This is a genomic window from Catellatospora sichuanensis (assembly GCF_007483665.1).
In the GTDB taxonomy this organism is placed as follows: domain Bacteria; phylum Actinomycetota; class Actinomycetes; order Mycobacteriales; family Micromonosporaceae; genus Catellatospora; species Catellatospora sichuanensis.
In genome coordinates, this window is sequence record NZ_VIQO01000030.1 from 42,401 (window position 1) to 55,070 (window position 12,670).

Here is a 12,670-nt window from a genome sequence, read left to right on the forward strand (position 1 = left end):
CGCCGGAATGTTTCCGCACTTTGCCAGCCAGGACACCGCCGGTGTCCGTGAAAGGAACCTCGTGTCCTCCCTGCCGTACCTCGACCCCACGCTGCCGACCGACCGGCGGGTCGCCGACCTCATCGGACGGATGACGCTGCCGGAGAAGGTCGGGCAGATGCTCCAGCTCACCGCCCGCGACGGGGTACGCCACCTGGTCGAGGAGTTCCATGTGGGCTCGATCCTGCACGCCTCGCCCGAGCGGGTGCGCGAGGCGGCGCAGCTGGCCCGCAACTCCCGGCTGGGCATCCCGCTGCTGGTCGCCGAGGACTGCATCCACGGCCACTCGTTCTGGGAGGGCGCTACGATCTTCCCGACGCAGCTGGGCATGGCCGCGGCCTGGGACGCCGAGCTCGTCGAGCGGGTCGCCCGGGTCACCGCCGTCGAGGTCGCCGCCACCGGCGTGCACTGGACCTTCTCGCCGGTGCTGTGCATCGCCCGGGACCTGCGCTGGGGGCGGGTGAGTGAGACGTTCGGCGAGGACCCGTTCCTCATCGGCGAGTTCGCCTCGGCGATGGTGCGCGGCTACCAGGGCGACGGCCTGGCCGACCCGACGGCGATCCTGGCCTGCGCGAAGCACTTCGCCGGCTACTCCGAGACGCAGGGCGGGCGGGACGCCAGCGAGGCCGACATCTCCCGGCGCAAGCTGCGCTCGTGGTTCCTGCCGCCGTTCGAGCGGGTCGCCCGGGAGGGCTGCCGCACCTTCATGCTCGGCTACCAGTCGATGGACGGGGTGCCCGTCACGGTGAACGACTGGCTGCTCAACGAGGTGCTACGCGGCGAGTGGGGCTACCGCGGCACCCTGGTCACCGACTGGGACAACGTCGGGCGCATGGTCTGGGAGCAGCACATCTTCCCCGACTTCACGGCCGCGTCCGCGGCCGCGGTGCGGGCGGGCAACGACATGGTGATGACCACGCCCGACTTCTTCGACGGGGCCCGGGACGCCGTCGCCAAGGGGCTGCTGGAGGAGTCGGAGCTGGACGCCGCCGTCACCCGCATCCTCACCCTCAAGTTCGAACTGGGCCTGTTCGAGAACCCCCGGCACCCCGACCCGGCCCGCCAGGCCGAGGTCATCGGCGTCGCCGCGCACGCCGAGCTCAACCTGGAGGTCGCCCGGCGCTCGCTGGTGCTGCTGCGCAACGACGGCACACTGCCGCTGGCGGGCGGCCTGGCGGCCGGGCCGGACGGGCGCGCCGCCGCGCCACCCGCCCCGGCCCGCACCATCGCGATCGTCGGGCCCAACGCCGACGACCCGCACACCCAGCTCGGTGACTGGGCCGGCGCGTCCGGCCAGGCCGAGTGGCTGCCCGACGGCCACCCCCGCGAGATGATCACGACGGTGCTCGACGGGTTCCGGGAGGTCGTCCCGGCCGGGTGGACGGTCACCCATGCCCGGGGTGCGGACATCGTGGTCACCGGGCCCGACCCGGAGGGGGAGTTCTTCCCCGACGGGCAGCCCCGCCCCGATGTGGCCCTGCCCGCCGCGCCCGACGAGGCGCTGATCGCCGCGGCGGTCGCCGACGCGAGCCGGGCCGACTACGTGGTCGCCGTGGTCGGCGACCGCATCGAGCTGGTCGGCGAGTACCGCTCGACCGCCACGCTGGAACTGGTGGGCGGCCAGGTGGCACTGCTCGATGCGCTGGCCGCGACGGGCAAGCCGCTGATCGTGGTGCTGCTCAGCTCCAAGCCGCTGGTGCTGCCGCCGTCGGCCCTGGACGCGGCCGCGATCGTGTACGCCGCGAATCCGGGTATGCGCGGCGGGCGTGCCGTCGCCGAGCTGCTGCTCGGGCTGATCGAGCCCAGCGGCCGGTTGCCGATCTCGTTCGCCCGGCACGCCGGGCAGCAGCCGACGTACTACAACCAGGTGCGCGGCCAGCACGGCCACCGCTACGCCGACCTGACCCAGGCCCCGGCGTTCGCGTTCGGGCAGGGCCTGAGCTACACCACGGTCGAGTACTCCGGCCTGCGGGTGCTGACGCCCGCGGTGGGTGCGGGCGACACGGTGCGGGCGCAGGTGGAGCTGCGCAACACCGGCGCACGGCCGGCGCTGGAGACCGTCCAGGTGTACGTCAGCGACACGGTGACCTCGGTGACCTGGGCGGAGCAGGAGCTGAAGGCGTACCGGCAGGTGTCGTTGGCGCCGGGGGAGACCTGCCTGGTCGAGCTGGAACTGCCGGCGTCGGCCTGCTCCATCGTGGACGCGCGCGGCGCGCGGGTGGTCGAGCCGGGCGAGTTCGAGCTGCGCGTGGGCCCGTCCTCGCGGGCCGAGGACCTGCAACGCGCCGGGTTCGCCGTGGTCGTCTGAAGTCCGGGTCGGATCTGTTCGGCGGTTCCCTTCGGGGGCCGCCGTTCGGCGTTTCCGGGCCGTGTGCGGCAACCCATTGATCGAATCTCGTTTATGTAGATTCATTTCTTGACGTCCATATAGTACGGCGGTAAGTTTCGCTGGAATCGATTTCACGCCGCCCCGAAGCCGCGGCGTGCCCCCTTTCGACAGGCGACCTCAACCCCCGGAGGAATGCCCATGATCCGCCGTACCCTCACCGGCCTGGTCCTGTCCGGACTGGCCGCCGTCGCCGCGATCGTCGGGGTCCAGGCCCCGGCCGCATACGCTGCCTGCACCTCGATCCCGGCCGGCCACGACCCCGCGGTGATCGTCATCGTGCACCGGGTCGGCCGCAGCCTCAACGTCACCGACAAGGTCATGCTGTCCGGCTTCGAAGCCGGCTGGGTCGAGTCCCACATGAACAACCTGCCCTGCGGCGACAAGTCGTCGCTCGGCGTGTTCCAGCAGCGCTGGGACTACGGCTGGGGCACCCCCGAACAGATCATGGACCCGGTCTACGCCTCGACGCAGTACTTCACCCGCGCGATCGTCTGCGCCCGCGACAACCCCGGCTACCGCGCCGGACAGGTCGCCCAGTGCGTGCAGCGCTCCGGCTTCCCCGACCGCTACGACCAGGTCGAGACCAAAGCCCGCAGCCTCATGGCCGAAGCCCGGCGAGCGGCCGAGATGACCGCCGCCGCGTCCACCGACGTCAACGGCGACGGCCGCGACGACATCGTGTCGTTCACCCAGAACGCCCTCGCCGACGTGTACGTCGCGCCGTCCACCGGCAGCACCTTCGCCGGCACCTCGGTGAAGTGGAACGACTTCTTCGCCCTCGGCGGCGAGACCGCACTGACCGGCGACGTCAACGGCGACGGCCGCGACGACATCGTCGCGTTCACCCACGGCTCGCTCGGCGACGTGTACGTCGGCCTGTCCACCGGCACCGGCTTCCTCGGCGGCGCCAAGTGGCACGACTGGTTCGCCCCCGGCGCGGAACTGGCCGCCGTCGGCGACGTCAACGGCGACGGCCGCGACGACATCATCACCTTCACCCACAACCCCGCCGGCGACGTCTACGTGGCCCTGTCCAACGGCACCTCGTTCGGCGCGGGCGTCAAATGGCACGAGTTCTTCGCCCCCGCCGGGGAGTACCCGGCCGTCGGCGACGTCAACGGCGACGGCCGCGACGACATCATCACCTTCACCCAGGGTCCCGCCACCGCGGCCGACGTCATCGTCGGACTGTCCAACGGCACCTCCTTCGGCCCCGGCCTGAAGTGGCACGACCTGTTCGCCGTCGGAGCCGAACTGCCCCGCGTCGGCGACGTCAACGGCGACGGCAAGGACGACATCGTCACGTTCACCTGCAACGCCGACGCCGACGTCTACGCCGCAGTGTCCACCGGCACCGGCTTCACCGGCACCACCGTCAAGTGGAACGACTTCTTCTGCACCGCGGGCGAGTTCCCGTTCCTCGGCGACGCCGACGGCGACGGCAAGGACGACATCATCGTCTTCACCAAGGGCGCCCTCAACGACGTGTACGTCGGCATCTCCACCGGCACCGGCTTCCTCGGCGGCGCGAAGTGGCACGACTTCTTCGGCCTCACCGGCGAAACCACCCTCTGACCACCACCCCTGAGAGGACGACCATGCCATCCCGTACACCCCACCGGGCGGCCCTGCTCGGCACCGCGCTCGCCGCGGCGCTGCTCGCCACCGGCACCCCCGCCGTCGCGGCCCCCGTGCCGCAACCGCCGATCGCCGCCGCCTTCGACCACGCCGCAGCCACCTCCGGCGTGCCCCGTGACCTGCTCGTCGCCATCGGATACGGCGAGAGCCGCCTCGACGGCCACGACGGCGCACCCAGCAGCGCCAACGGCTACGGCGTCATGCACCTGGCCGACAACCCCGGCAACCGCAGCCTGCCACTGGCCGCGAAGCTCACCGGCGAACCCGTGGCACGGCTACAGGCCGACACCACCGCCAACATCCGCGGCGCCGCCGCGGTGCTGCGCGCGTACGCCGACGATCTGGGCCTGCGCGCCACCGACCGCAACCGGTTGGCGGCCTGGTATCCGGTGGTCGCCCGCTACTCCGCGGCGACGGAGGACGCGACCGCGCGGCTCTACGCCGACCACGTCTACGACCTGCTCACCTCGGGCCTGGCCGGCCGTGCCGAGAACGGCGAGCTGATCGCCGTCAAGGGCGTGGCGGTCAAGCCGCAGCTCGGCCGCTACGCCGCGGTCGTCCCCGCCGGAGCCGCCGCCACGGCCTCCACCGGTGCGGCCCCGCTCGCCGCCGCGGCCGCGCTGCCCGAGTACCCGCCCGCCCGCTGGATCTCGGCCGCCGCGGGCAACTACGGGGCGGGCCGCTCGTCGGCGATCACCACCGTCGTCATCCACGTCACCCAGGGCTCGTACGCGGGCACGGTCAGCTGGTTCCAGAACCCGTCCGCGGGCGTCAGCGCCCACTACGTGGTGAAGTCCAGCAACGGCGAGGTCACCCAGATGGTGCGCGACGGCGACACCGGCTACCACGCCCGCTCGGCCAACCCGTACTCGCTGGGCATCGAGCACGAGGGCTTCGTCGACAACCCGGCCTGGTTCACCGACGCGATGTACCGCTCCTCGGCCGCGCTGACCCGGCACCTGACCGGCAAGTTCGGCATCCCGCGCGACCGCGCGCACATCCGCGGCCACAACGAGATGCCGGGCAACGACCACACCGACCCGGGCCCGCACTGGAACTGGAACTACTACATGTCGCTGGTCAACTCCGGCGGCGGCAGCGGCGGCAAGTACTTCGCGGGCTCGCCGACCGACTTCTCCGGCGACGGCAAAGACGACATCGTCACGTTCACCCACGGCTCGCTCGCCGACGTGTACGTGTCCACCTCGACCGGCGGCGGTTTCGCGGGCACGTCGGTGAAGTGGAACGACTTCTTCGCCCTGACCGGCGAGACCGCGCTGACCGGCGACTTCAACGGCGACGGCAGGGACGACATCATCGCGTTCACCCACGGCACCGCGGGCACCGCGGCGGGCGACGTCTACGTGGCCCTGTCCACCGGCACCGGGTTCCTCGGCGGCGCGAAGTGGCACGACTGGTTCGCGCCCGGCGCGGAGGTCCCGGCCGTCGGCGACGTCAACGGCGACGGCAAGGACGACATCATCACCTTCACCCACGACGCCGCCGGAGACGTGTACGTGGCGCTGTCGAACGGATCGTCGTTCGGCGCGGGCGTCAAGTGGCACGAATTCTTCTCCCCGGCCAACGAGTACCCGGCGGTCGGCGACGTCAACGGCGACGGCAAGGACGACCTGATCACGTTCACGCAGGGTGCGGCGGCGGCCGCCGACGTGATCGTCGGACTGTCCAACGGCAGCTCGTTCGGCCCCGGGCTGAAGTGGCACGACCTGTTCGCGGTCGGCGCGGAGCTGCCGCGGGTGGGCGACGTCAACGGTGACGGCAAGGACGACATCGTCACGTTCACCTGCAACGCCGACGCCGACGTGTACGCCGCGGTGTCCAACGGGTCGGCGTTCGTCGGCACCACGGTGAAGTGGAACGACTTCTTCTGCACCGCGGGGGAGTTCCCGTTCCTCGGCGACTTCGACGGCGACGGCAAGGACGACATCATCGTGTTCACCAAGGGCTCGCTCAACGACGTGTACGTGGGCCTGTCCACCGGCACCGGGTTCCTGGGCGGGGCGAAGTGGCACGACTTCTTCGGCCTCAACGGCGAGACGACGCTGTGAGCGCGCTCGGCGGCCGGGTCCCGGGCCCGGCCGCCGAGGTCCTTCGAAATTGAATCCAAGCAGGTCGCGCGGCAGTAAAGTGGACATCGCCGCTGGCAGTTGCCACCCCTGGCCGGGCTGTGTCGCCCGGAGGCGGCGGAGCGAAGAGGGGGACTGCCATGGAAATTCTTCCGGCCTCAATGTTCGTGCCGGTGGCGCTGGGCTTCTTCGGGCTCGCCACCGGCTATCTGATCTACGGCCCGCAGGAGCTGTTCGGCTATCCGCCCCGGGACCAGCGCGTCGACCGCAGCAACGGGGTGTGGGGCATCCTGATGCCCGGCTTCTGCCAGTTCCTGGTCGGCCTCTACCTATTCGTCGGGCTGACCTGGTTCGAGGTCTTCACCACCAACAAGACGCTGTACATGGCGGCCCTGGCGTTCAGCGCCTACGGCATCCACTGGTTCGCCATGGGCTGGATCAGGCTGCAGGGCTCCGACGCCAGACCCAACGGATACATGTCGATCCCGTTCGTCCTGCTGGGCATACTCGGCATGATCGTCTTCTTCCGGGCCGGGGACTGGCCCCTCGGGCTGCTCTTCACCGGCCTGACCCTGATATACGTCGCGGAGTTCTTCGCCAGCTTCAACATCGGCGGCAGACCCGCCCACGACGGACAGGCACCGACCAACCCGGCCCAGAAGGCGCTGGGCCTGCTGCACATCGTGGTCGGCCTGTGGCTGGTCTACCTGACGTTCGCGGCCACCCTCAACCTGTCCTCCGGCACGGACCTGCCCGCCTGACACGGCGTATCCCCTTCAGGCCGAGGTCGATTGCTGCCTGCTTCGACCCTCTGGCGCGAGCCGGTCGATCTCGGCCAAGACATGGTCGACGAGCGCCCGGACCCGCGCGAACAGGTCATCCTGCCAGCTTTCCGCCACGTGACCGAGATAGATCGCCTTCGCGTGCGCCAGCACCGGCTGGTGCTCGGCCGCCAGGTGCGCCAGCGCCCAGTCGGCGGCCGCGTCCTTGGATCGAATCTCCCCTGTCGCCAGGGTGACCCAGATCCGGGCGAACGTCAGGATGACATTGCGGGTGTCGTCCTCGAGATCGGCGAGCAGGCCGGGAATCCCGGCGACGATCGCGTGATGCAGGTCGGCGGGCGGCACCGGGTCGAGCAGGTCCGCCGGAGGGGGGCCGAACAGCGGGGTGTCGCCGGCTAGCGCCATCGTGAGCAGCGGAGCGAGGTCGGGGCTCGGCTCGGGCTGGGGCACTTCGCCGCGCTCGTATCCGTCGCGCAGCCACTCGCCGTACAGGAAGTCGCAAGTCGGCGGGTATCGCCACGGACGGACGTCATCACGGACGGCGATGATCAGCTCGACAGGCCGACCTGGTCCGCGTCGCGCACGACGTCCCGAGATGTCCAGCAGGCCGTCGACGAGTTCGCGCCGCTGCTCAGGCGTTGCACTACGGCGCGACACCGCCAGCACGTCGATGTCGCTTCCGGGCCGAAGGCCGCCGAGCACGGCGGAGCCATGGAGGTATGCGCCCATCAGATCCTCGCCGAGCACCGCGCCGACCAGAGAGACGACGTCGCGGGTCTGCTGATTGATCATGGCCAGGGATGGTAGTCAGCCGGCGCACCCCGGACAACGTCATTTCCCGTCTGCAACGTTGGTACGGCGCAGAGGGGCCGGTGATCTCGGCCTGCCCTCGCTCGGCAGCGGCCGCGGCAAGAGCAGGCCGGGTGCTTCAAATCCAGGCGGCGCCCAGCCAGGCGGCCACGAGCAGGGCGATCCTGTGGCTGGGGCTGCGCACCACCGCCGAGGGCGTGGAGACCGCCGAGCAGCTCGTCGCGCTGGCCGGCCTCGGGGTGCCGTTCGCGCAGGGCTTCCACCTCGGCGTCCCTCAGCCGCTGTCGGCCGTGCGGCAGTAGTGCAGTCCACCCCGGACGCGGACGGCGCGTCCGAAAGCTGACGGCCGATGGGCGCGGCAGTGTGGCCGACCGCCGCGTTTCGGTGAGCGCTGGGCTATGTCGTCAAGGCCGCCCCTTTACATGCGTAGATCATCGCCATATCTTATCGTCATGAGTATCGCTCCTATGAGGATGCGGGAACCGACCTACTTCATCCTGGCGTCGCTTCAGGACGAACCCCTGCACGGCTGGGCCATCATCAAGCGGGCCGACGAGCTGTCGCGCGGCCAGGTGAAACTCGCCACCGGCACGCTGTACGCGGCCCTCGACCGGCTCGCCGGCGAGCAGCTGGTGCGGGTCTCCGACGAGCAGATCGTCAACGGCCGGGCCCGCCGCTACTACACGCTCACCGACGCGGGACTGGTCGCCCTGCGCGAGGAGGCGGCGCGGCTGGCCGACGCGGCCCGGATCGTCACCGAACGCGGCCCGGGCACGGTGCGGCCCGTACGCACCGGGGCGGTGCCGGCGTGAGCACGGAGATCGAACGCCGCTACGAGCGGCTGCTGTGGCTGTACCCGAAGGCCTACCGGCACCACCGCGGCGCGGAGATGCTGGGCACGCTCATGGACGCCGCGGAGAACGGGCAGGGGCGGCCTCCGCGACGCGAGATCGCCGCGCTGATGCTAGGTGCGCTGCGGGCGCGGGTCGGGTCCGCCGCGGGCCTGCCCGTCGGACAGGCCTGGCTGTCGGCCGTGCGAGTGGCCGCGCTGCTGCTGCTCGCCTACGGCGCGGCGCTGTCCGCGGCCCGGGCGGGCCGGGTCGTCTTCTCCGACCTGCTGGGTGACGGGCTGCGGCTGGCGTCCGAGCTCGGGTTCGTCGGCGCGACCGTGGCCGCGGTGCCGGCCCTGTTCCTGGCCGCACGGGGCCGCTACGGGTGGGCCACCGCGCTCGCCGGGGTGGCGTTCACCTGCGAACAGTGGGCGCAAATCGGCCCCCATCTTCATTGGTTTATCACATGGGATGGCCAGGAACCCCCGCTGACCGAAGGATGGGCGCAGATCAGCTGGCATCTCCTCGAGGGCCGGTTGGCGGACTACAAATTCTGGCCGCTGCCGCTGGCGGTCCTGCTGATGCTGCCGCTGCTGCGCCGGCGGCCTGCCGTGCCCGGCACACCCCTGTGGTGGCTGCTGGCCGTGCCGCTGTCGGTGTTCGTCCTGCCGACGGACTTCGACGCCTCGCTCGGCTGGCAGCCGTTCGCGCTGACGGCCGTCTGCCTGGGCGCGCTGGTCTGGTCGTTCGTGGATGCGCGGGCGGGCCTGGCGGTGGCGGTGCTGCCGCTGCCGTTGTTCCTGCAGGGCCTGGGTCACCGCTACCTGCCCAGCCACCAGGGCAACGACTACAGCGTGTTCTGGATCATGGCTCCCGCCGTCGTCACGGCCGTCCTGATCGCCGCCGGTGCGGTGCTGGTGCGCCGGCAGGCGCGGCTGTGACACCGGGGGAGTCGGCGTCGGCCCGCCAGCCGGTGTCGACTCCCCCCGGTACGGCAGACGGAGGCGACGCGTCGAACACCGCGCTCAGCCGTCGAAGAGTGCGGCGAGCCTCGGCAGGCGTCGGCGGTCCTCGTCGACGTCCTCGAAGTCCCACCCCGGGCCGAGCTCCGGGTAACGACCGGTGACCGCGGGCAGCTCCTGGCCGCCCGCCACGACCTCGTACGCGTCCCACACGACTCCGTACATGGACTCGCATTCGAGGTCGCGCTCGTCAACGGCGGCGGCATGCCGGACCGCAGGCAGGTCGGCGAGGGTGTCAGGATCCGCCACCGCGCGCTCGAACGCCTCCCGTCCCTGGGTGAGCAGCCAGCCGCGGAAGTACTCGAAACCGTCGTCGGAGCAGCCACCGTTGATCAGATACGCCGCATGCCACAGGCCCCGCCTGTAGGACTGGGCACGCAGGTCCCACAGCGGTTGTGCCAGCAGCGCGACCTTCTCCGCGGGCAGGGCGGTCAACAGCGCCAGAGTCCGTTCGGCGACGTCCTCGGCGTCCGACGGGTCGGCCGCCGACTCCCGGGCCTTCTCGACCACCTGCCAGAACTCCTCGATGCTCACGGTGCAGGAGTATGACAGCGGGCTGGGACATCGCGGCCGGAGCCGGTCGGCCTAAGCCGGGCGGTCGCGGCAGCTGCCACGAGCCGGGCGATGTTGAGCACGGTCAGAGACGGTACTGCTCGTCACCACCTGATGCGTCGTCGATGAACAGGTACCGAGGTTTACCGTCGCCAATAATCGACGGGCACCTGAGATTTCGTACAACGCCTGCCTTGCTGCGTAGACCGGCGTCACACGGTGGCGAGGGCGTCGCGCAGCTCCTCGGTCTGGCAGAGATCAGGCCACCGCCGGCTGAGCGTCCGGCTGAGCGTGCGCAGCTCGCCGACGATGCGCGCCGACCCGGTCGTCCGCGCGGCCGATACGCAGCGCAGGCCAAGGGCCGCGGCGCGTTCCGGATCGGGTTGTGCCGACTTGAGCACCGCGTTGGCCAGCTTGACCCATTGATGGGCCTGATCGCGCTGTAGATGAGCAGGGGTGTCCGCGATCCGGCGTTCGAGGATGGCGACGGCGGTGTCGGCGTGGCCGCAGTCGCGATAGCCGGTGGCGGACTGCTCCTCCAGCGCGGCGAGGTCATAGCGATGCAGGTAGACGGGTGCGTTCTCGTCGACGCCATCGGGGTGGTCGTGCAGCAGGTCGGCGGCGACGTCGAGCCGGACGCGGAAGCTGTCGGCATCACCGTGCATCGCCCATCCGCGTGCTTCCTGCTGGGCGGCGAGCGCGCGTAACCTCGGGCTGATCGGGCCGGGAACACGTTGTGCAGCGGCGGCCAACTCGACGACGTCGACCCCGTCGCGGTCGATCATCGCGATGTTGCTCCTGCGGACCAGAAGGTACGCGACGAACGGCTGGTCGCCGATCGCCTGCGCCCATTGAGTGGCCCGGTCCGACCAGAAAATCGCCGACGCGACGTCGCCGCAGTCCTGATGCAACCAGCCCGCGAACTCCGCGTACCGGGCGAGCAACCGTAGCGTCGACTCGCTGGTGCCGGGCCGTCCACCGCGACGCAGCCCATCGAGAATCTCGATCTGCGCGTGAACCTGGCCTAGCAGGGCTCGCGGACCGAGCATCTTGTCCGCGACGAAGTGCTGTTCGAGCAGCGTGCGGAAGTAGTCGAGCACCTGCGGGTCGGTACGCTGCGGTTCCCCGACCGCCCTGCTGACGCGTTCGGCCAGGTCGGTATCGGTCAGGTCGGCGCGGAGCGCACCACCGAACGCGCCGGTGGCCATCAGACGGTGGAACTCGCGACGTGACAGGCTCACTCGCGCCTCCCTTCGGCCTGACAATCGGAACTCCACCGTCACGCTATCGCCGTCGGCGATGGGAAACCCACCGATCAGGCCGGCCGGTGGCATCTCCGCGGGTGTCCCGTTCGTCGATATCAGCGCTCGCAGCGAGATCAGCAAGCCGTTGGCATTGAGCGCCTGATCCAAGGAGGGCACCAGTTCGGGGTCGATCAGGTGTTCGCCGCGTTCCACCCGGGAGATGCGGCTGTAGTCGTAAAGGCTGCGTTCGCCGAGATCGCGGAGCGACAGTCCCGCCTGCCGGCGCAGGTGGCGAAGGACCAGGCCGAAGAGTCGGCGTACCGCATCGCTGTCCTGGCCGGTCACAACGACCTCCTCTGCATCCGTCGTTGCCGATGTTGCCGCAACAGCGAACCGGTTCACAAGCTCGGTCGGGGACGAGACGCTGATCAGGCAGCGGCTTCTCCCGGCTCGCGCTGCCGGAGGTCCCGCGATGGTTCACGCACCGCGCCGCGTGCCGTCGCGGGACCTCGCGTCAACTAGGAGGGGCTCGATGATGACAGCCGACCAGTTCGTCGCGTATGCCCACCAGCAGATCTCCGCGGCAGAGCAGATCCTGTCCGAACACGTCAGGGTTGGCGCTGGGATGTGCCGGTGTGGCCGGTCGTGGCCATGCCCGGTGGCGGCGTCGTGCGCGCAGATGCGCGATCATTACGCGGCGCGGGTGGCATTGGTCGAGGCGACTCAAGTGCTGCCTGTGATCCGGCGTGACCGGCCGCGCAAGCAGGGGTGTAGGCGGCGGCTGGCTGGTCTTCTTTCCCGCCTGACACATTGGTGCGGCCCGAGGACCCGGTGATTTCGGCCTGCCCTCGCCTGGCTGCGGCCGCTGCGAGGGCAGGCCGGGTGCTTCAGAGCCAGGTCGTGCCCAGCCAGGCGGTCGCGGCGGCGGCCACGAGCAGAGCGATGTTGAGGCCGATCAGGCGGGCCTCGCCGCGAGACAGGTGGACCGCGATGCCGCCGACCTGGATCAGGACCAGGCCGATCGCGGCGGCGACGGCGAGCCAGGTCGCGATTCCGGTCAGCGGCGGCAGGATCAGCCCGGCCGCGCCGAGGATCTCCAGCGCCCCGATGGTCCTGACCAGCGGCATCGGGACGCGGTCGACCCAGCCCATCATCGGCTGGAGCTGCTCCTGGCTCTGCGCGACCTTCTTGCCGCCGGCGTAGAGGTAGAACATCGCGAGCAGCGCCGCGACGATCCAGTAGGCGAGTTCCATGGGGGCTCCCTCGGTGACGAAACG

11 protein-coding genes are annotated in these 12,670 nt (G+C 70.6%); 7 read left to right on the forward strand and 4 right to left on the reverse strand.

Translation table 11 applies throughout. From position 1 onward, the window contains the following. Positions 1–61 precede the first annotated feature (61 nt). The 4 genes from FLL47_RS33940 to FLL47_RS33955 all read left to right on the forward strand — a co-directional run bounded on the left by FLL47_RS33940 (position 62) and on the right by FLL47_RS33955 (position 6,914). Positions 62–2,347 carry an exo-beta-d-1,3/1,6-glucosidase gene (locus FLL47_RS33940; protein ID WP_246159017.1) on the forward strand — a complete coding sequence of 762 codons (2,286 nt, stop codon included), beginning with the start codon at positions 62–64 and terminating at the stop codon, positions 2,345–2,347. A 219-nt stretch (positions 2,348–2,566) separates the two neighbouring features. Next, the gene (locus tag FLL47_RS33945) at positions 2,567–4,003 is read left to right on the forward strand and encodes an FG-GAP repeat domain-containing protein (protein ID WP_246159018.1); all 1,437 of its coding nucleotides are present in this window, start codon (positions 2,567–2,569) and stop codon (positions 4,001–4,003) included. 23 nt (positions 4,004–4,026) lie between these two features. Continuing rightward, positions 4,027–6,135 carry an N-acetylmuramoyl-L-alanine amidase gene (locus FLL47_RS33950; protein WP_144126749.1) on the forward strand — a complete coding sequence of 703 codons (2,109 nt, stop codon included), beginning with the start codon at positions 4,027–4,029 and terminating at the stop codon, positions 6,133–6,135. Positions 6,136–6,293: 158 nt separating this feature from the next. After that, a complete protein-coding gene (locus tag FLL47_RS33955) occupies positions 6,294–6,914 on the forward strand; it encodes a hypothetical protein (RefSeq protein ID WP_222106319.1) in 621 nt (206 codons plus the stop codon). 15 nt (positions 6,915–6,929) lie between these two features. Here FLL47_RS33955 and FLL47_RS33960 read toward each other — a convergent pair whose 3' ends face one another. Further along, the gene (locus FLL47_RS33960) at positions 6,930–7,727 is read right to left on the reverse strand and encodes an aminoglycoside adenylyltransferase family protein (RefSeq protein WP_144126750.1); all 798 of its coding nucleotides are present in this window, start codon (positions 7,725–7,727) and stop codon (positions 6,930–6,932) included. A gap of 131 nt (positions 7,728–7,858) precedes the next feature. Between FLL47_RS33960 and FLL47_RS43735 the strand changes: the two genes are divergently transcribed. The 3 genes from FLL47_RS43735 (at position 7,859) to FLL47_RS33975 (ending at position 9,516) form a co-directional block, all read left to right on the forward strand. Further along, on the forward strand, positions 7,859–8,047 hold the full coding sequence (locus FLL47_RS43735) for a hypothetical protein (protein WP_222106332.1): 189 nt from the start codon (positions 7,859–7,861) through the stop codon (positions 8,045–8,047). Between the two features lie 150 nt (positions 8,048–8,197). Then, a complete protein-coding gene (locus tag FLL47_RS33970; RefSeq protein ID WP_246159020.1) occupies positions 8,198–8,557 on the forward strand; it encodes a PadR family transcriptional regulator in 360 nt (119 codons plus the stop codon). Then, positions 8,554–9,516: a hypothetical protein gene (locus FLL47_RS33975; protein ID WP_144126752.1), complete on the forward strand. Its 963-nt coding sequence runs from the start codon at positions 8,554–8,556 to the stop codon at positions 9,514–9,516. The genes FLL47_RS33970 and FLL47_RS33975 overlap by 4 nt, the downstream gene beginning before the upstream one ends. 84 nt (positions 9,517–9,600) lie before the next feature. Here FLL47_RS33975 and FLL47_RS33980 read toward each other — a convergent pair whose 3' ends face one another. From FLL47_RS33980 to FLL47_RS33990, 3 genes are all read right to left on the reverse strand, one after another. Then, on the reverse strand, positions 9,601–10,131 hold the full coding sequence (locus tag FLL47_RS33980) for a DUF4240 domain-containing protein (RefSeq protein ID WP_144126753.1): 531 nt from the start codon (positions 10,129–10,131) through the stop codon (positions 9,601–9,603). A 230-nt stretch (positions 10,132–10,361) separates the two neighbouring features. Continuing rightward, complete coding sequence (locus FLL47_RS33985; RefSeq protein WP_144126754.1) at positions 10,362–11,738, reverse strand: helix-turn-helix domain-containing protein; 1,377 nt, start codon at positions 11,736–11,738, stop codon at positions 10,362–10,364. A 542-nt stretch (positions 11,739–12,280) separates the two neighbouring features. Beyond that, a complete protein-coding gene (locus tag FLL47_RS33990; protein ID WP_144126755.1) occupies positions 12,281–12,646 on the reverse strand; it encodes a DoxX family protein in 366 nt (121 codons plus the stop codon). Positions 12,647–12,670 lie beyond the last annotated feature (24 nt).